Origin of the sequence: Streptomyces sp. NPDC007863 (assembly GCF_040633895.1) — a bacterium.
Taxonomy (GTDB): Bacteria; Actinomycetota; Actinomycetes; order Streptomycetales; family Streptomycetaceae; genus Streptomyces.
In genome coordinates this window covers 192,823-212,058 of record NZ_JBEYEI010000010.1, presented here as the reverse complement: position 1 = coordinate 212,058, position 19,236 = coordinate 192,823, and the positions used below count along the sequence as shown (strand labels likewise).

The window sequence follows — 19,236 nt, the reverse complement described above, 5'->3', positions numbered from 1 at the left end:
GCGCGCAACGGAGCCCTTGTCTGCGTACCGTGGGTGTAACGGCTCACGTGCCAAGTCAAGGAAACTCCCATGGCCGATAAGCCCGGCGTCGTCCTGGTTCACAGGTTCTGGGGCGGAGCCCCACCCCCGGAGGACCATCGAGCTGGACGCCGACCACGCCTCACTGGCGTCCCTCCCATCGAGGTGACCGACCTGATGGCCGAGGCGGCCGCGGCCGGCGCGGGTTAGCGGATCTCCTCTCGGCACTGTCATCGGAGGTCCATCCCCGGACTGCCGGGCAGCAGGAGGGAGCGGGTTGTCATGGGCAGCTCTCAGGGCGCAGGCAGCTCGGCCGTCCACGGGCTCGACGAAGCCGTGCTGAGCGCCCTTTTCTCGGAGTTCCCCTTCAGCCTGCACATTCTGGACCAAGACCTCCGGATCGTGCGGTTCAAGCCCAGTACACGGTTCGCCCGGCGGTTCCCTGTCGGGGCGATAGCGGGAAAGTCGCTGGCCGAGGTACTAGGCCGCCTCCAGATCCAGGATCCGGAGGCGGCTGAGTCGACCGCGCGCCGTGTCCTGGATTCAGGGCTGCCGGCACGGGACATCGAGGTGCTGGTCCGAGACCCCCAGGACTCTCGCTTCGACGCCACGATGTCCGTCTCCTGGTTCCGTCTTCACGACGAGGAGGGTGCCGTACTGGGCCTGGCCGCGGTGGCCCTCGACGTCACCCAACGTACGCGCGCGCAGTCACGCCTGCGCCTGCTCGACGAGGCCGGTAGCCGTTTGGGAGCCACCCTGGACGTGCTCGGCATCGGCCACGAACTCGCCGCCGTGGGCGTACCGGATCTCGCGAGCATCGTCACCGTGGACGTCATCGACTCGGTGCTGCGCGGCGACGCGCCTGAGGCCGGCGCGGCAGCCCGGAACCCGCCTCTCAGGCGCGTGGGACGCGCCGCTGCCGACGACCGGGAGCGGGACGGGGCGCGGGTGGGCCAGATGAGCGATGTCTCCTTGAGTCCGGCATACCAGGAGGCTCTCGCCGACCTGCGGCCGAGACTGATCACCGACCTGGACGCCGAACAGGAATGGGCCGGCAGGGAGCCGGAACTGCGGAAGCGGCTCATGTCGGCCGGGGTGCACTCCCTGATGATCGTTCCTCTCGCCGCCAGAGGCGTCGTGCTCGGACTCGCCTGCTTCTACCGTCTGCACGGGACCACCGCGTACGAGCAGGACGATCTCACGCTCGCCGTCCAGCTGGTGGACCGCGCCGCGCTCTGCCTGGACAACGCGAGACTGCACACCAGAGAGACATCCGCCGCCCGCATCCTGCAGCTGGGGCTGCGCCCGCCCGAGGTGCCCGCGCAATCGGCGGTGGAGACCGCGCACAGCTATCTGCCGTCGGGCTCCGCAGGGGACTGGTTCGACGTCATCCCCCTGTCCGGCGCCCGCGTCGCACTCGTGGCGGGAGACACCGCCGGGCGCAGCTTTCATGCGGCAGCAGCCATGGGTGAGCTGCGCGCCGCCATTGGTGTCCTCTCGGATCTGGATCTGCCTCCCGACGAGCAGCTCGAGCGTCTCCACGGCCTCGTCACGCGCCTGGGCGGCGAGATGCGCGGCTTCGCACAGGGAAGTCCCGAGGACGGCCCCGTGCGCGCCAGCTGTCTCATCGCGATGTACGACCCGGTATCGGGGGAGTGTGTGATGTCGAGCGCCGGCCACCCCCCGCCGGTGGTCGCCTACCCGGACGGCACGATGGAAGTCGTCGACATTCCCGAGGGGCCGCTACTCGGCCGGGGGGTCGCCCGGTACAGCAGCGTGCGGCGAGACCTTCCTGAGGGCAGTGTCCTCGTCCTGTACAACTCGGCCCTGCGCGACGCCAGCCCCCACACCACCAGAGGCGAGCGACTCGATCGCCTCCGCGACGAGATCCGAGCCGAAGGGCGCGGTCTGCAGGCCGCCTGCGACGCCATCCTCGGGGTTCTCACCGCCCAACTGCCCCAGCACGACGCGGTCCTCCTGCTCGCCCGCACCCAGCTGCTGGACTCCGAGCACGTAGCCTCCTGGACCCTACGCAACGACCCGGCGGCCGTCGCGGACGCCCGTGGATTCGTCTCCGCCCGACTGAGTTCCTGGGGACTGGGTGAACTCGAGTTCACCACTCAGCTCGTCGTCAGCGAGCTGGTCACCAACGCGGTCCGCTACTCGACAGGGTCGATCGGACTGCGCCTGATCCTTGACCGTGCGCTCATCTGCGAGGTCACGGACGACAGCAGCACCGCACCCCAACTCCGTTGCGCCGACGACACGGACGAGGGCGGGCGTGGCCTCTACATCGCCTCGCAGATCACTCAGCGATGGGGCCACCGGCCCGCTCCGCGGGGCAAGACGATCTGGACGGAGCAAGCTCTGCCATGACTCCTCCGCACACGACGTTGTGCGCGGGCACCCTCCGTCCGCGCCCCCGTCCGCAAGCACCGAGTCGTTGACGTCCACGGTTTCGAATCGCCCTACTCCGGCTACTCCTTCGGGCGAAACCTCCACGCGGCACCCGCCCTGCACCACGATCACCGACAGCATCCGGCCCGTCACATGCCAGTCATAGGTCGAGGGTGGACCACGGGAACGGCCGGTCAATGAACGTCAGCTTGCGGCACTTGTGTGGGTGGCAGCGGGGTGTCCCGTCGATGTTCGGGAGAGCAGTTCCTACACGACCACGTGCCAGGCGCAGCAGAACCGGGGCCTGGTCACGGTCTCCCGGAAGGGCGGGCAGTGGAGAGTCGCCCTGGCGAGTGCCGGCCGACACCACCTGGCGCACGGCGCCTACCCTCCCCGAGGGTCTCGCCCGCGGAGGAACCAGACAGCCCCTCCGCTGCCTTTGCCGGCCAACGCGCAGGAAGCCCCGGCAGCCAGGCCACATCCAAGCCCTCCCCACAGCCTCGCGTGACCTTGACGGAGCAGCTCCTGCAAGAACTCGCGGAGGCCGGCGGCCGGATCGTCAAGAGCGGCAGCGGTCCGGACTTGGAGAAGTGGGCACTGGAGCCCCTACGGCCCCCTACTCAACACGGACCGGACACCCCACCCAGTCTCACGGAATGTCACTACCGAGAAGCGGGTGGGACCGGAGCAGACAGCAGCTCAGCAGCCAGCGCCTCAGCCACCTCAAGGTAGCTAAGACCAGGCAGCTGAGGACTCCACTCGGTAGTAGCCCATCACGCATGACAACCCATCAGAAACCGCGTCGTCCGTGCGTCAAACGTGCGGCACGTGCGTCGAATATGCGTCAAGGTATCGCACTTAACGCATGTATCGCCCATCATGCACGCTCGGCAAACTTGCAGGTCAGCGGCCCTTACCGCAGGCTCCAGGATCGCGACGCACTCGACCTGGTGGGCCATCGGAAAGATGTCGGCTTCCAACGGCGGGGTGCGAAGGCGAGCCCTGCTCAAGCAGTGTCAGACTCACGTCTTACGCCCATCCGCTCGGCGCCAGGCTGCTGCTCTGCCCTCACAGGCAACCACTCAGCGTGCCCTTGGCGGCGCCTCCGACGAGAGGACGTCCCGCGTGGGACGTTACCCAGCAGGATGAGGGACGGCCGATCGCTCGCCCCACCGCTCCAAGATCCGGGCCACTCCCGGACCAAGTCCCGCCCAATGATTGTCAATTCACTAGTTTTCGCGAGGCCATCACAAGTGCGGGCCGCATACCACCAGCACTCGACGAAGCTGCTGGTGCGCAACGATGAGCCGCGGGGACGAACGCCAACCCCGGTACGGGAAACAGGTCCAGCCCCTGAGAGACCTGCGTCCGGGCAAGGGGCTGCGTACCGTACATGCAGCTGCCTTTCCGCCGCTCCTTGTATGCCGGGACTCAGCCGATTCAGCGCGGTGGCGAGATATCGCGGATCAGCCAGCCTCTTCCCTCTAGTGCCGCCACGTGGGGTGTCGCGTGCTCTTTCAAGGTCGCGAAGGCGAGAAGGTGCGTGGGACGGGTGGCGGCCACGAATACCAGTTGCATGGCCTGCTTCACGGTCTCCGAAGCCCGTGCGAGTTCACCTTGACCTGCGAGGAAGGCTAGCGCCTGCCCGACATCGTATTTCTGTCCGGTGCGTCCGAGGCAGTCGAGGATGAGCGTTGCGGCGTGTGTTTCTCCCTTGGCTCTCTGGATGGTGCCCGCCATGCTCGTCCCCGGTCGGGCGCTCGGTGCGGCAGGGCGAGCCGCAGGTCCAAGGGGCGCCGACGTATCGCGGAGGTCCCACGCAACGGCGCCTGCCAGATCTCGAATCGCAACGGCCAGCCGGGCACAGAGCGCGTCCCAGGTTCCAGCCTTCTCTACCGGTCCCGTGAGGAAGTCGAGCAGGATCGCCCTCGTCCGACCGCCGGCAGTGGCCGGAGACCGGTCCAACCTGATCAGAGGGGGCAGCGGTGTTGTCTGATCCGGTAGGTAGGGACGGGCCATGGCACGGATGCCGTCCCACAGGTCTGTCGCTGCCTCGCGGCTTGTTCCCGGTGCCCAGCGAGTGCGTGCGGCCCACACCAGGTCGGCCAGGGAGCCATGTGTCCCGGACGTCTTCGCGGCGGCGTCGAACTCCGGGACGTAGCAGGCAACGCTCTGCGGGAACCGCTGCGCCTCTCCTGGCCTCTTCCGGGCTCCCAGGACCCTGGGCGGGGTGGTGGACAACAGGTCCTCGGGGACCATCTCCGCCGCGAGGCGCTCGAAGGCCGGCACGACCTCCGGGACGGACTGCTCGTCGAAGAGGAGCAGGGCCACCGTGCCGTCCAGACCCGCACCGATGATCTTCTGCCTGCGGTGGACGGTGAGCTCGCTGGCGAGCTCCGCTATGCGGCCGCCGAATCGACGGCTGACCGGCAGTTCAGTTGCCATCGGTGACGGGAACGCTGCCGCACCGATGTCGTCCTTCGGGCGACCGGAGAAGATGCGCTGATTCACGTCGCCCACCCGCTGCACCACTGTGCCCCCGGATCCGAAGACCTTGTCGAGCAGGCGCTGCTGAAGTGTGTCGGTGTCCTGCATCTCGTCCAAGAGTACGAACGGGAAGCGCGACGAGATGGCTCGGGCGAGGTGGGGTGCGCGGATCAAGTGCCGTTCGGCGATGGCGTACATGTCCTGGAACCGAAATATCCCCGCCCATGCCAAACGTCGCTTGAGCGCCGCGAACTCCTCGCCGCTCTTGGACTCTGGCCTGAACGGCAGCCTGCGGTAGGAGACCACGTTCAGTTCGCCGCCGTCGCAGACGAAGTGGGCATCAGACAGGAGACGTTCACCGTCCTGCTGGTGCTTCAGCGTGGAGCGGAGGTTGGCGTAGTACCGGCCCTTCATGAGCATGCGTTGGGCCGCTGCTGCGTAGGCCGCGTCGTCCACTACGACGATCCGCCCGCCCTGGCCTCTGATCGCGGGGGCGGCGAGGAAGGTGTGTGTGAAGGACTGGATGGTGCCGATGAAGTGCGGGTAGCCGAGGAACCTACGGCCTGCCGTGGCAGTGGTGATCCGTTGCTTGATCTCGTCCTTGGCCGTATTGGTGTGGGACAGGACGCAGACCCCCTGGGTGGCGGACGTCCAGCCCTGGGCGAGAAGCGTCAGTTTGAGGCCGACCAGGCTCGTCTTGCCGGAGCCCGGTGCTGCCTGCAGGTCCATGGTGTGGAGGCTCTGGAGGAAGTCCCACTGTTCCTGGTGCGGGAGGGTGAGCCCCATCTCGGCCGCGACCGTCTCGGCCTTGTCCTTGGACAGCGTGTCCGGCGTCAGTGGCAGTTCCATGACTCACGCCCCTCCGCAGAGGTAACCGAACGCGTCGCGCAGGTACGGGGGAAGGTCCGACCGGGCGAGGGACCTCGGCGTGAGTAACTGCGCCGCGTACTGTGCCGCGATCGCCTTGCTGGCCTGCTTCCCGGGCTTTCTCCTCAGGGGCTCGTAGATGCGCATGGCCACCTCGCCCAGGGAGATCCCCTCTTCCCGCCACCCCTCGACCTGCCCGGCCGCACGAGCCTGGATCTCGACCAGTTCGGCACCGGTGGGCCACTTGTTCATCGACGCCCAGGCGGAACGCACGGCTTGGTTCATGACGGTGGCGAGGGGCCAGGAGGCCGCTGCGAGGTCATACTCCAGCGTCCAATGGTCGGAGACGAAGGTCTTCACCGGGCCGTCGTCCCCGTCCTTCAGCCGCGTGACGTACTCCTCGACCTGCTCGCGCGTCATGTCCGAGACTGACCGGAGCTGGCCCCGCATGTTCGCAGGGGTGTCCGGAGGGAGCAGGTCGCGGTCGCGTATGCAGGCGACAGACACCGGAATCTGCTGGCCGTCGCGCTGGAAGATGCGGCTATATCGGAAGAGGCCGGTGTGCCCGACGTTGACGACGCTGACGCCATTCTCGCTGAACGACCAACCCGCAGCCTCCGCGAGAGCGGGCAGAAGCAGCGCCTCCGCGTCACCCTCCACCAAGGCCACCGACCGGGCGAAGAACAGATTCGCCTTGGTCGCGTCGAGGAACTTGGACAGGAAGGCGTAGTCGCTCGCGTCGAGCTTGGTCGCATGCGGCGTAAGGCTGAAAGCACGGCCGCCGACGACAAGGGTGATCCACTCCACGGGAACGGCGGAGGCGAGGTGCGGGCTGTGGGTGGTGAGGACGACCTGGACCCTCGGGTCACCGGCGCTCGCCCCACCTGCTGCCCGATCGAGCAGCAGATCCATCACGCGTGTCTGCAGCTGCGGGTGAAGGTGCGCCTCGGGTTCCTCGATCAGAAGAAGCGGAGCCACATCGTTGTTGCCCAGTAGCAGGAGTTCGGCGGCCATGAACATCGCGTTGTTGTATCCGAGCCCCCGACGGGTCCATTCCGGCTCGCCGGTCGAAAGCCTGAGTTCGAGACGCTCCAGAGCTCGGGAGAGAGTGGCGTCCCCGGCGACCCCGATCTCGCCTTGGAGGACGTCGCTTCCGATGGAGAACTTCTCCAGGTACCCCTTGTTGATGTCATCCAGGGCAGCCTTCACCGCCCTGTTGGAACGGATGTGGTGCTCGGCACGACGCAGGATGCCGACCAGCGTGCTGGCCGAGTCATCGCCGACTGCGAAATCGTCCGTGCCCTCGGCCTTCATCGTGGGATATCCGGCGAGGATCTGCGACAGCCGGGAACCCCGACCGGCCCGCAGCTCCCCCTCGGCGTCACGAAGCGGGCGAAGGTACGTCGCCTTCAAGTGCTCCCGCGCCTTGCCGTCCAGCGTGGGCCCCTCGCCATTCGGACCCGTACGAGTCGTGACCGAAACGCGATGCGGGGGCAAGGAATCCATCAACTCGGCCCTGAAGCTGATGTACAGGGACGACGTTCCCCTCGAGTCGGTCGTCAGGTGCTCGAGGAAGATCCCCTGCTCCTCCTCCGAAAGCTCCATGAAGCGACAGGTGATCGTGAAGAAGTCCGCGCGCCCGCCTGGCCCAACGTGGAAATCGTCCTTGGTGACACGATAGAAATCCGCAGCTGTCGTCAGGAGGCACAGCCGAATGGCGTCGACGACGGCCGTCTTCCCGGCGTCGTTCTCGCCCAGGAGAACGGTTACACCGGGCGTCAGCTCCAGTTCGAGCGCATCTCCCGCTTCCTCGGGCGATCTCCGGGCACCGAAGACACGGAAGTTCTCAGCCGTCAGCGTGGCCAGATACACGGCACCCCCACCGAAGGGCCGGCGCCCCAGGCGGGCGCAGGCGCATCCCCCGCGCCACACTCCCCAGTTGTGCGCGGCTATTCGGGAAATCGTACGACTCGAACCAGCCTCCGCGAACGGCTATCCGACCCACGGGGCCAGCAGCGCCACACATGGGGGATCGCAACCTACGACCGACCTTGGCGCATCCATCGGAACCGGTCTGTCGCAGATGTCGGAGTTCAACGCTACGTAGTCAGCACCAAGTCAGCACGGGAGAGGTCGACAGGGGTGCTGACATGGGACTTCAGTCAGCACCAAACCAGCACGGGAGTCAGCACCGCACCACCAAAACGTGCCCGATCAGTGCAACCCGGACAGCCCCTCTCCCGGCCCCTCTCGGGCCTTCGGCAGGGTCGCAACAGCAGGCCATGGACGCCGGGCGCACACGGCACACCCGAACTATGGTGTCCCACCACATACGCCCCTGACCTGCGTCTTCCTACGGTGTGGCGACACCGAATCGTCCCCGCACTTGCCTGGAAGTGGTGCACATGGCCGCCGCAACACCCTCCCCGACCCCGCCCGGATCCCTGAAGAGAATCGTCGCCGCCAGCCTCATCGGCACCACCATCGAGTGGTACGACTTCTTCCTCTACGGCTCGGCCGCCGCCCTCGTCTTCAACACCCTGTTCTTCCCCAGCGCCGACCCGCTCGTGGGCACCCTGATCGCCTTCATCACGTACGCCATCGGTTTCGCCGCCCGCCCGCTCGGCGGGATCGTCTTCGGCCACTTCGGCGACAAGATCGGCCGCAAGAAGCTGCTGGTGCTCAGCCTCCTGATGATGGGCGGCGCGACCTTCGCGATGGGCCTGCTGCCCACGTACGAGTCGATCGGCGTGTGGGCGCCGATCCTGCTGACGCTGCTGAGGCTCGTCCAGGGCTTCGCCCTCGGCGGCGAGTGGGGCGGAGCGGTCCTCATCGTCTCCGAGCACGGCGGCGACAAGCACCGCGGCTTCTGGGCGTCCTGGCCCCAGGCGGGCGCCCCCGGCGGCAACCTCCTCGCCACCGGCGTCCTGTCCCTGCTGGCCGCCGTCCAGTCGGACGCCGCCTTCCAGTCCTGGGGCTGGCGCATCCCGTTCCTGCTCTCCGGACTGCTCGTCATGATCGGCCTGTGGATCCGCGTCTCGGTCTCGGAGTCCCCGGTGTTCCTGGAGGCGCAGGCCAAGGCGGAGGCGGCGGCCGCGGCGGGCGTGAAGGAGGAGGCGCCGGTCGTCGAGGTCTTCCGGCGCAGCTGGCGCGAGGTCCTGTCGGCCATCGGCACCCGCTTCGGCGAGAACATTTCGTACTACATCCTCACCTCCTTCCTCCTCGTGTACGTCACCGTCCACCTGGAGCTGCCGAAGAGCACCGCGCTGAACGCCGTCCTGATCGGCTCGGCCGTCCACTTCGTCACCATCCCGCTGTGGGGCGCGCTCTCCGACCGCCTCGGCCGGCGCCCGGTCACGCTGATCGGTTCGGCGGGCATGGCGGTGTGGGCGTTCGTCTTCTTCGGGCTCGTCGACTCGAAGTCGTTCGTCGTGATCACCCTGGCCGTCACGGCCGGTCTGCTGCTGCACGGCGCGATGTACGGGCCGCAGGCCGCCTTCATCTCCGAGATGTTCGACACCAAGGTCCGCTACTCCGGTGCCTCCATGGGCTCCCAGCTGGCGTCGATCCTCGCCGGTGCCCTGGCCCCCATGATCGCGGTCGAACTCCTCAAGGACTACGGCAGTTCCACGCCCATCAGCGTCTACCTCTGCGCGGCGGCCGTGATCACCACCATCACCGTCGCCGTCACCCGCGAGACGCTCGGCCGTGACCTCGCCCGCAACGAGCGGGACGAGCACACCACGGCGGCCCCCGCGGCCCCCGCCACCGCCGTCGGCGACCGGGCGTAACGCCCCGGGCATCCGGCCGCCGTCATCACAGGCTGATGACGGCGGCCGGGCCTGTCCGTACACCCGTCCACCAGTCCCACCGTGCGCCCATCCACCCCCTACCCGCCCGGCCGAGGAGGCCCCATGACCCCCGGCCGACGAGCCGAGTCCCGTACGCCGTCCCCGACCGAGGCCGCCGCGCGCCGCCTCCTCGACCTGCTGGCGGCCGGCGCGCCCGGCGAGGAGCTCGCCGCGCAGGCCGCCCGGGCCCGGGCCGACGGAGCCGCCCCGGGGGACGTGGCGTGGATCGAGGAGACCACCGGGGCCGCGCTGGCGGTGCGGCGGGTGCTCGACCAGTACCGGCGCAGGGAGGCCGAGTTGGTCGCCCTGTACGACACGGCCGGCGACCTCGCGGGCCTGCGGGACCTCGACGCGGTGCTGCGGGCCATCGTCCGGCGCGCCCGTACGCTGCTCGGCTCGGACGTGGCCTATCTGACGCTGAACGACCCGGCCGCGCACGACACGTTCATGCGGGTCACCGAAGGGTCCGTCTCGGCCGCCTTCCAGCAGCTGCGGCTGGGCATGGGGGAGGGCCTGGGCGGCCTGGTGGCGCAGACGGCCCGGCCGTACGCGAGCACGGACTACCGCACCGACCACCGCTACCGGCACACCGGGACCATCGACGACGGCGTCGCGGAGGAAGGGCTCCGCGGCATCCTCGGCGTCCCGCTCCGGCTGGGCGAGGAGGTCATCGGGGTCCTCTTCGCGGCCGACCGGTCCCCGCGCGAGTTCACCCCCGACGCCATCGCCCTGCTCGCCTCGCTCGCCGACCACGCCGCAGTCGCCATCGACAGCGCCCGCCGCCTGGACGAGACCCGCACGGCCCTGGCCCGGCTCGAAGCCGCCAACGCGACCGCCCGCGCCCACAGCGAGGCCCTCCACCTGGCGTCCGACGCCCACGACCGGCTCTCCAAGCTGGTGTTGCGCGGCGCCGGCACCGACGAGGTCGCCGCCGAGATCGCGGTGCTGCTCGGCGGGGGAGTGGCCGTCCACGACACCGACGGCACCGAACTCGCCCGGATCGGCACCGGGCCGGTGACGCCCGCCGCCGCGAGCCTGGCGGCCTCCCGTACCGAGGGCCGCGCGGTCCGTGCGGAAGGTGTCTGGACCTGCGCCGTCCTGGCGGGCGCCGAACTCCTGGGCAGCATCGTGCTGACCGGACGCGGCGACCTCTCCGAGGCGGACCGCCGCCTCCTCGAAAGGTCGGCGCTGGTCACGGCGATGCTGCTGCTGATCCGCCGCTCGGTCGCCGAGACCGAGGACCGGGTCCGCGGCGAACTCCTCGACGACCTGCTCGCCGGCCCCGCCTCCTCGGCGCACTGGGACCCGGGCAGCCTCGCCCTGCGCGCCCGGCGCCTCGGCGTGGACCTCGCCCGCCCCCACGCCGTCGCGGTCGTCGACTGCGCACCCGCGCTGCGTTCCCGGCTCGCCGCGGAGGCCGGCCGCGTGGCGCGCGGGCTCGGCGGCCTGGCGGGCAGCCGCCGGGGCCGTACCGTCCTGCTCGTGCCGTGCGACGAGGCCGGCCCCCTCGCCGACGCGCTCGCCTCGGGCCTGGCCAGGGGCCTCGGCGCACCCGTCACCGTGGGCACGGCGGGCCCCGACACCGGCCCGGAGGGCCACGCGGCCCTGCACGCCGAGGCCGTCCGCTGCCTCACCGCGCTCCACGCCCTGGGCCGCACCGGCGAGGGCGCCGACGTCGAGGCGCTCGGCTTCGTCGGCGTCCTGCTCGGCGACCGCGCCGACATCACCGCGTACGTCGACCGCGTCCTCGGCCCCGTCCTCGCCTACGACGCCGAACGCGGCACCGAACTGGTCCGCACCCTGTACGCGTACTACGACCAGGGGGCGAGCCTCGCGCGTGCCAAGGACGCCCTCCACGTCCACGTCAACACGGTCGTGCAGCGCCTCGACCGCGTCGCCCAACTCCTCGGCCCCGACTGGAACACCCCCGACAGTGCCCTCGAACTCCACCTGGCGCTCCGCCTCCACCGACTGTCCCGGGGAACCTCCGGCTCCGCCGCCGCCGAGGGTGCCTGAGGTCCTCACCCCGGAAGCACCCCCGAGCCCGTCCTGGTATGGACCTGACAAATGAAGCCCGCTACCGTAGGTCGGAGAGCGCTCTGAGAGCGCTCTCAGCGTTTGGCTTCCCCCACACCAGGAGGTTCCGTGAAACGCACCACCCCCCGGCGCTCCACCGCCCTGCGCTCCGCCTCACCGCGCTCCCTCTCCCTGGGCGCCGCCGTCGGCGCCCTGCTCCTCACCGTCGGTCTCGGCGCGGCCGCGGCGACCGCCGCCCCGCTCCCGGAGCCCACCGCGCCGCCGTCGGCGTCGGCCGGACTCCTCGACGCCATGCGGAAGGACCTCGGGCTCACCGCGGCGCAGGCCGAGGAACGGCTGCGGGCCGAGAAGACGGCCACCGAGGTGGAGAGCACCGCCCGGCAGCGCGCGGGCGCCGCCTACGCCGGGTCCTGGTTCGACCCGGCGGCCGGCCGGCTCGTCGTCGCCGTCACCGAGCGCGCCAAGGAACCCGGCGTACGGGCCCTGGGCGCCGACACCCGCCTGGTCCGCCACAGCGCCGCCGCCCTCGACCGCGCCAAGGCGCGCCTCGACGGCCTCCGCGCCCCCGCCGGAGTGGCCGGCTGGCACGTCGACCCGAAGGCCAACAGCGTCGTGGTCGACGTCGTACGCGCCGAGCGGCAGACCCCCGCCGTGCGGGCGTTCCTCGACCGGGCCCGCGCGGACGGCCTCGTGACCGTCGCCGAGACGGCCGAGGCGCCCCGCACCTACGCGGCGGGCACGGTGGGCGGCGACCCGTACTACACCGGCAACGTCCGCTGTTCGATCGGCTTCTCCGTGCACGGCGGCTTCGTGACGGCCGGTCACTGCGGGAAGGCCGGCGCGGCCGTGCGCGGCTGGGACGGCTCGGCCATGGGCACCTTCCAGGGCTCGTCTTTCCCCGGTGACGACTACGCGTACGTCTCGATCCACAGCGGCTGGTGGACCGTGCCCGTCGTCCTCGGCTGGGGCACCGTCCCCGACCAGCTCGTACGCGGCTCCGCCGAGGCCCCGGTCGGCGCGTCGATCTGCCGCTCGGGCTCGACCACGCGCTGGCACTGCGGCACCGTCCTGGCCAAGAACCAGACGGTCAACTACAGCCAGGGCGCGGTGTACCAGATGACGAAGACCAGCGTCTGCGCCGAGGGCGGCGACTCCGGCGGCTCGTTCCTGAGCGGCGACCAGGCCCAGGGCGTCACCTCCGGCGGCTGGGGCAACTGCTCCTCCGGCGGCGAGACGTGGTTCCAGCCGGTCAACGAGATCCTGGCCCGCTACGGACTGCGCCTGCACACGGCCTGAGGCGCGTACGGCTCGGGCCCGTACACGGCCCGAGCCCGTCGAGGCCGGCGACCCCGCCGGCCTCGACCCGTGCCCGCGGGCCGCCGGCTCAGCCCGTGATCTCGGCCAGGCGGTGACGGACGAGGTCGGCGACGACGTCGTCGGGGAGCGGATGGCCGGCCGTGAAACGCACCGTGCCCTTCGACAGGTCGAAGCCGTCCAGCCGTTCCCGCACGGCGTCGACCGCCTCCGGGCTGAACGGGAAGACGCTCAAGTGCTCCTTGGCGGCCCGGAACCCGAGGAGCGGTTTGCCGCCGTGCCGCAGGGCCGCCATGCCGTAGCTGCGTCCGTCCTCCGCCTCCGGCGCGACCCGCAGCGCGATCGCCCGGATCCGCCGGAAGGCGTCCCGCGAGGCCGCGTCCAGACCGTCGAAGTACTCGTCGACCTCGGTCATCCCCGCGCTTCCCTTCTTCGAACCGGTCCACCGCCCGGGAAGGAAGCATTCCACGGCACCGGCGACACCACGGGCACCGACGCCCGCATCCGTGCCACGCGCCGTCGGCGGCCCGCCTACGGCTCCGGGCGCGAGCGCTCCGCTTCGAGGGCGTCCGCCCGCGTCGTGAGGTCCGCCGCGATGTCGTCCCAGTCCGGGCCGTGCAGCCACAGGTTCTCGGCGGCCTCCCGCAGCAGCGCCGGCTCGTCCGGCCGCTGCAGGAGCAGCAGCCGATAGGCGAGGTTCCGGATCCAGACCGGCAGGTGGCCGTCGACGACGTGGGGACAGAGCTCACGCATCATGGCGTGGATCTCGTCCGCGTCCGCGAAGGTCAGCCGTTCGACGAAGAGGAACTCCCGGTGGTCGCGGTCGCATTCCGGGGTGGGGGCGTACTCGTCGCCGTACAGGCATCGCGCGTGCCCCGTCAGCGTGCTGTGCATGACAGGGGAGCCTACGTCGCCGCTCCCGCGTCCCCGCTGCCGTGTCCCCGACGGGCGGTGGCTAGTCGCGGTACTCGCAGAGGTAGGCGGTCTCCTCGGCGACCTTGAGCTGGAACGTGCTGTCGGCGGGGACGTCGAACTTCTCTCCGGCGCCGAAGGTGCGCCAGTCGTCGGAGCCGGGCAGCCGCACCGTCAGGGCGCCGCTGACGACGTGCATGATCTCCCGCTTGCCGGTGCCGAACTCGTAGTCGCCCGGGGCCATGACGCCGACCGTCGCGGGCCCCTCGGCGCCCGTGAAGGCGATGGACTTGACCGTCCCGTCGAAGTACTCGTTGACCTTGAACATGGGTGTCCTCCAGGAAGCCGAGAAGGGCTGGATACCGGCTCGACAGGCCGGCCGCTGCAGCCTAGCGGCACCCTCGCGCCCCTCCTGACGTGGGCCGGACCCGACCGCGGGTGTCCACGGCCTGTCCGGCGGATCAGGGTTGGGTAGGCCTAGCGGAGCGCGGCGGCGACGAGGCCCTCAAGAGCTTCGCGCGGCACCTCGCCGCCGTTCACCAGCCGGTCGAAGACCATGCCGTCGACGCAGGTCAGCAGGGTGTGCGTACGGGTCTCGACGTCCTTCACGCCCTGATCGGCGAGGAACAGCCGGACGGCCTGGCGGCCGGCGTTCTCCCGGGGGACGAGGATCTCCCGCAGCTCCGCGTCGCGCACGCTCTCGACGGCGCAGGCGTAGCGGGCGAGCGACCGGCGGCGGCCCTCGCCGCCGAGCCGCCGCCGGGTGAGCGCCACCATGCCGTCCACCAGCTCCTCGGGGGTGCGCAGGGGCGGCAGTTGTCCGGCCATCGTCCGGAGCTCCTCCTGGTCGAGCCGGACCAGGCGGGTGACGAGGGCGGTGAACAGGGCCGCACGGGTGCGGAAGTACGCCGACGTGGTGCCGGGCGGCAGCGCGGCCCGGCGGTCGACCGCCCGGTGGGTGAGGCCGCGGATCCCCTCCTCGGCGAGTACGTCGAGTGCCGCGTCCGCGAGGAGGGTGCGCCGGTCCGGAGTCATGCCCCCTTTCTACACCCGTAGAAGCCCGGCGGGAGAGTCGGTACAGTCGGCTTCTACAGATGTAGAAACCCGGGGAGGCGGCATGGTCGGCACGGCAGTGGTGGTCGGAGGCGGCATCGGCGGGCTCGCCGCCGCGATCGGCCTGCGCCGCATCGGATGGGAGACGCGGGTCGTCGAGCGCGCGCCCGTGCTCCAGGACGCCGGCGCGGGAATCTCCCTGGCCGCCAACGGCCTCCGGGCGCTGGACGAACTCGGCGTCGGCGAGGCCGTCCGGAGCGCCTCGCGCGGCCAGTACAGCGGCGGCACCCGTACCCCGGCGGGCGGCTGGCTGACCCGGATGGACGGCACGCTCCTGGAGAAGGCGGTCGGTACGCCGATCATGGGCATCCCGCGCGCCACCCTCCACCGGCTGCTGCGCGAGGCCCTGCCCCCGGAGTCCCTGCTGATCGGCTTCGACGCCGGCGCGGTCCGGCAGACAGGCCCCGACGCGGTGCGCGTCGAAGGCGGTCCGGGGGAGGTCCTGGACGCGGACCTGGTGGTGGCCGCCGACGGCATAGGCAGCACGATCCGCGGCGGGCTCTTCCCGGCCCACCCGGGCCCGGTCCACAGCGGTTCGACCGTGCTCCGCGCCCTCACCGCGCAACCGGTCGACCTCCGCACCGACTTCGAACTGACCTGGGGGCACGCAGCCGAATTCGGCCACATCGCCCTCCACGACGGGCGGGCCGAATGGCACGCCGTCCTCAGCCTTCCCGCCGGCACGCGGTTCCCCGACCCCCTGGCCGAACTGCGCCGACGGTTCCACGACTGGCACGACCCGATCCCCGCGCTGCTCGACGCGACCCGCCCCGACGCCGTGCTCCACCACGACGTCGGCGAACTCCGCACGCCGCTCCCCTCGTACGCGGTCGGCCGCGTCGCCCTGCTCGGCGACGCGGCGCACGCGATGACCCCCAACCTCGGGCAAGGCGCCTGCCAGGCACTGGAGGACGCGGTCACCCTGGCGGCGGCACTCGCCACCGCGCCCACCACCGAGGCCGCGCTCGCCCGCTACGACGCCGAACGGCGTCCCCGCAGCCAGGCGGTCGCGCGGGCCGCCCGCCAGGCCGGCCGCATGGGCAAGCAGCTCTCCCACCCCCTTGCCGTCGCCCTGCGCAACACCGCGATGCGCCTCACCCCCTCCCGCACCGCGACGCGCATGATCCTGCGCCACCACGCCTGGACCCCGCCCCGACTGCACTGACCGCGCGCCCCGAGGCCCCCGGTGGTGCCACGCGGACCACCGGCTCCGGCCACGTCGGCGTCCACCCTTCCGGCCCCGTCCGTCCAGGTGAGTTCGCGCCCTCCACCGCCACCCCGCCCCCACCGGAACGTTCCACCAGGTGATCCCGCGTCTCCCCTCCCCACCACCTGGAGCCCTCCCCATGCCGAACCCTGGTGTCCCCTGGCGACCCCGTGGCCGGAACCGGCGGCCCGGAGGAGCGGAGAAGCGGAGGTGACGCGCGGCGTGCTGGTGGGGCGGGCGCCCGCGCCGGGCGAGGTGCGGGACGCGTACGACGCGGTCGTCGTCGGCTCCGGGGTCGGCGGGCTGACGACCGCCGTCTGCCTCGCCCGGCAGGGGCGGAGGGTCGCGGTCTTCGAGCAGCACTACACCGCCGGCGGCTACACCCACGCCTACCGGCGGCGCGGCTGGGAGTGGGACGTCGGCATCCACTACGTCGGGCAGCTCGCGCCGCGCGAGCCGGTCCGGGTGCTGTCCGACTACCTGACGGGCGGCGCGCTGCGGTGGGCGCCGCTGGGGGACCCGTACGACGAGTACCGGCTGGGCGGCGAGGTGTACCGGGCGCCCGTCGGATTCGCCGCCTACCAGGCCCGCCTGATCGCGCGGTTCCCGGCCGAACGGTCCGGGATCGAGGAGCTGTTCCGGCTCGTCGCCCGCTGCCGGGCGACGCTGCCCGCACTGGCGCTCGGCCGCCTCTCGGGCCCGGTGGCCCGGCGCCTCGCGGGTCTGCTGCGGTCGGCGGCCGTCCCGCCCGAGGCGCTGCGACCCGCCCGGGAGGTGGTCGCGGGCCTCGTCCGCGACGAGCGGCTCCGGCAGGCGGTGCTCACGCCCTCCGTCCTGCTGCTCGCCGACTCCTCCTCCAGGCTGCCGTTCTTCCTCGTCGCCGTGCTGTTCGAGCACTTCAGGACCGGTGCCTGGTACCCGGTGGGCGGCAGCGCCGCCATCGCCCGGGCGATGGTCGACCCGGTCCGGGCGGCCGGGGGAGAGGTCTTCGTCCGCACGCCGGTCGACCGGATCGAGCTGGACGGGACCCGGGCGACGGGCGTGGTGCTGGCGGACGGCACCCGCGTACGCGCCCCGGTCGTGGTGAGCGCGGCGGGTGCCCACCACACCTACCGCACCCTGCTGCCGCGCCGGCCCGCCCGCGACGCGCGGGCGGCCGACCCCGCGCGGGGCATGCGCGAGGGATTCCCCTTCGTGCTCCTCTTCCTCGGCTTCGACGGCGACCCGCGGGAACTGGGCCTGCCCCCGTACAACCTGATGGTGACCGACGGGGACTGCGACGCCTTCTTCGACGGCACCGGCGGGCACACCAGCGGCTTCTTCCTCTCCTTCTCCTCCGCCAAGGACCCGACCTGGACCGCGCGGTACCCGGGCCGGTCCACGGGCGAGATCCTCGCGTACGTCGACCCGGCCCTGTTCGCCCCCTTCCACGGCTCGCGCTGGCACGACCGCGACCCCGCCTACCTCGCCCTGAAGGCCGAACTCACCGAACGGCTCCTCGACCGGCTGTACGTCCACCTTCCCCGTACCAGGGGCCGGGTGGCGTACCACGAACTCGGCACCCCGCTGACGGCCGAGCACTTCACCCGCTGGCCGGGCGGCAGCCTCTACGGCCTCGCCAAGGACGTCGCCGCCTTCGGCGACGGCACCCGTCCCGGCCTGGCGGACGGCCTGCGCCCGCGTACCGAGTTCGAGGGTCTGTACCTCTCCGGCCAGGACGTCCTGGCCGGCGGCTTCCTCGGCGCGGCCACCGGCGGGCTCCTGGCCGCCCACGAAGCCCTCGACCGCCCCGGCCGCACCCGCCTGTGGCGGTCCCTCCTGAAGCACGCCCTCCGCCCCGCGACGTAGAGCTGCCGCCGTCAGAGGGAGACGAGCCGGTCCACCAGGAGTTCCGTCCTGCGCTCGGCGTCCTCCGGCGGCAGGCGCCGCGCCTTGGTGAGGGTGGCGAGGCCGTGCAGGGACGCCCAGAACACCTCGGTGAACAGGCCCGGGTGGACGCCTTCCCCGGCGACCTCTTCGAGGTTCTCCAGCAGGGCGGCGAAGGCGTCCTTCAAGGGCTGCGGGGTGGACTCCTGCGCGAAGGCCAGACCGCCGTCGAGGTGGAACATGGCCTCGTAGACCGCCGGGTTGCGCGTGGCGAAGTCCAGATACGCGCGGGCCAGGGCGGCGGCCCGGCCGCGCGGCCCGTCCGCGGCGGAGGCCGCCGCGCGCAGCGACACGGCCATCTCGGCGGCGCCTTGGAGCGCCACGGCACCGATGATCTCTCGCTTGCCGCGGAAGTGGCTGTAGAGGACGGGCTGGCTGTACTCGATGCGCTCGGCGAGCCGGCGCGTGGTGACCGCGTCCCAGCCCTGCTGTTCGGCGAGTTCGCGGGCCGTGGCGACGATGAGGCGCTCGCGGTCCGCCCGCTCGCGCTGCTTGCGTTCCTGTACCGACATGATTCGACCCTAGCACCGCTAGACAATCGAGCGGCAGTAGGTCTAGCGTTGACTCATCTGCTAGCACTGCTAGGAATTTGGAGGGGTGGCCATGTTCGACGTGCTTGAGGTCCTCACCACGGTGGTGGTCGGCGTGATGGTGGGGGTGGAGTTCTCCGTCGCCTTCGTCATGAACCCGATCTTCCACGCACTCCCCGAGGACAGCACTCTCCTCGCCCGGGCCCACGGGGGCCGGATGCTCGGCGCCGTCATGCCGGTCTGGTACCTCGGCTCACTCGCCCTCGTCGCGGTCTGGGCCGTGGCCGGGTGGCACCACCCCGGCACGGGTCTCGTCGTCACCGCCGGCGCGCTGCTGATGGTCAGCGTGATCATGTCGGTCGCCCTGCTCGTTCCGATCAACAACCGAGGCAAGACCTGGACCCCCGAGAACCGGCCCGCCGACTGGAAGCAGCAAGCGAACCGCTGGGACCGGTACCACTACGTGCGGGTCGCGGTCATCATCGCCGCCTTCGCCCTGCTCGTCGCGGCCCTCGCCTGAGCCCGGACGCCGAAGGGCCCGCCTCGGCCGCCGCACGCGCGGCGGCCGAGGCGGGCC

The 19,236-nt window shown here is 71.2% G+C and carries 14 protein-coding genes; 7 read left to right on the top strand and 7 right to left on the bottom strand.

Annotation, left to right across the window (positions count from 1 at the left end; all coding sequences use genetic code 11):
• Positions 1 to 300 precede the first annotated feature (300 nt).
• Positions 301 to 2,394 carry a SpoIIE family protein phosphatase gene (locus tag ABZ621_RS17945; protein ID WP_360605468.1) on the top strand — a complete coding sequence of 698 codons (2,094 nt, stop codon included), beginning with the start codon at positions 301 to 303 and terminating at the stop codon, positions 2,392 to 2,394.
• A gap of 1,461 nt (positions 2,395 to 3,855) precedes the next feature.
• On the opposite strand, the gene ABZ621_RS17940 is transcribed toward ABZ621_RS17945, so the two are convergent.
• Positions 3,856 to 5,751: a UvrD-helicase domain-containing protein gene (locus tag ABZ621_RS17940; RefSeq protein WP_360605466.1), complete on the bottom strand. Its 1,896-nt coding sequence runs from the start codon at positions 5,749 to 5,751 to the stop codon at positions 3,856 to 3,858.
• A 3-nt stretch (positions 5,752 to 5,754) separates the two neighbouring features.
• The gene (locus ABZ621_RS17935; protein ID WP_360605464.1) at positions 5,755 to 7,641 is read right to left on the bottom strand and encodes an AAA family ATPase; all 1,887 of its coding nucleotides are present in this window, start codon (positions 7,639 to 7,641) and stop codon (positions 5,755 to 5,757) included.
• A 533-nt stretch (positions 7,642 to 8,174) separates the two neighbouring features.
• On the opposite strand from ABZ621_RS17935, the gene ABZ621_RS17930 reads away from it, so the two are divergent.
• The 3 genes from ABZ621_RS17930 (at position 8,175) to ABZ621_RS17920 (ending at position 12,953) form a co-directional block, all read left to right on the top strand.
• Positions 8,175 to 9,560, top strand: a complete 1,386-nt coding sequence (locus ABZ621_RS17930) for an MFS transporter (RefSeq protein WP_360605462.1) — start codon at positions 8,175 to 8,177, stop codon at positions 9,558 to 9,560.
• A gap of 123 nt (positions 9,561 to 9,683) precedes the next feature.
• Positions 9,684 to 11,636, top strand: a complete 1,953-nt coding sequence (locus tag ABZ621_RS17925) for a GAF domain-containing protein (RefSeq protein WP_360605460.1) — start codon at positions 9,684 to 9,686, stop codon at positions 11,634 to 11,636.
• 213 nt (positions 11,637 to 11,849) lie between these two features.
• On the top strand, positions 11,850 to 12,953 hold the full coding sequence (locus tag ABZ621_RS17920) for a S1 family peptidase (protein WP_360605624.1): 1,104 nt from the start codon (positions 11,850 to 11,852) through the stop codon (positions 12,951 to 12,953).
• An 88-nt stretch (positions 12,954 to 13,041) separates the two neighbouring features.
• Here the strand turns inward: ABZ621_RS17920 and ABZ621_RS17915 are convergent, their stop codons facing one another.
• The 4 genes from ABZ621_RS17915 to ABZ621_RS17900 all read right to left on the bottom strand — a co-directional run bounded on the left by ABZ621_RS17915 (position 13,042) and on the right by ABZ621_RS17900 (position 14,918).
• Entirely contained in the window at positions 13,042 to 13,386 is a 345-nt protein-coding gene (locus tag ABZ621_RS17915) for a DUF1801 domain-containing protein (RefSeq protein ID WP_360605458.1), read from the bottom strand.
• A 116-nt stretch (positions 13,387 to 13,502) separates the two neighbouring features.
• Positions 13,503 to 13,865 (bottom strand): hypothetical protein, encoded by a 363-nt coding sequence (locus tag ABZ621_RS17910; protein ID WP_360605456.1) that lies wholly within the window; start codon positions 13,863 to 13,865, stop codon positions 13,503 to 13,505.
• 61 nt (positions 13,866 to 13,926) lie between these two features.
• Positions 13,927 to 14,211: a pyrimidine/purine nucleoside phosphorylase gene (locus tag ABZ621_RS17905; protein WP_360605454.1), complete on the bottom strand. Its 285-nt coding sequence runs from the start codon at positions 14,209 to 14,211 to the stop codon at positions 13,927 to 13,929.
• 149 nt (positions 14,212 to 14,360) lie between these two features.
• Positions 14,361 to 14,918 (bottom strand): TetR family transcriptional regulator, encoded by a 558-nt coding sequence (locus ABZ621_RS17900; RefSeq protein ID WP_360605452.1) that lies wholly within the window; start codon positions 14,916 to 14,918, stop codon positions 14,361 to 14,363.
• Positions 14,919 to 15,000: 82 nt separating this feature from the next.
• On the opposite strand from ABZ621_RS17900, the gene ABZ621_RS17895 reads away from it, so the two are divergent.
• A complete protein-coding gene (locus ABZ621_RS17895) occupies positions 15,001 to 16,161 on the top strand; it encodes an FAD-dependent monooxygenase (protein ID WP_360605450.1) in 1,161 nt (386 codons plus the stop codon).
• A 252-nt stretch (positions 16,162 to 16,413) separates the two neighbouring features.
• Positions 16,414 to 18,051 (top strand): NAD(P)/FAD-dependent oxidoreductase, encoded by a 1,638-nt coding sequence (locus ABZ621_RS17890; protein WP_360605448.1) that lies wholly within the window; start codon positions 16,414 to 16,416, stop codon positions 18,049 to 18,051.
• 11 nt (positions 18,052 to 18,062) lie between these two features.
• On the opposite strand, the gene ABZ621_RS17885 is transcribed toward ABZ621_RS17890, so the two are convergent.
• Entirely contained in the window at positions 18,063 to 18,641 is a 579-nt protein-coding gene (locus tag ABZ621_RS17885) for a TetR/AcrR family transcriptional regulator (RefSeq protein ID WP_360605446.1), read from the bottom strand.
• A gap of 91 nt (positions 18,642 to 18,732) precedes the next feature.
• Between ABZ621_RS17885 and ABZ621_RS17880 the strand changes: the two genes are divergently transcribed.
• Positions 18,733 to 19,179, top strand: a complete 447-nt coding sequence (locus tag ABZ621_RS17880) for a DUF1772 domain-containing protein (RefSeq protein WP_360605444.1) — start codon at positions 18,733 to 18,735, stop codon at positions 19,177 to 19,179.
• Positions 19,180 to 19,236: the final 57 nt, after the last annotated feature.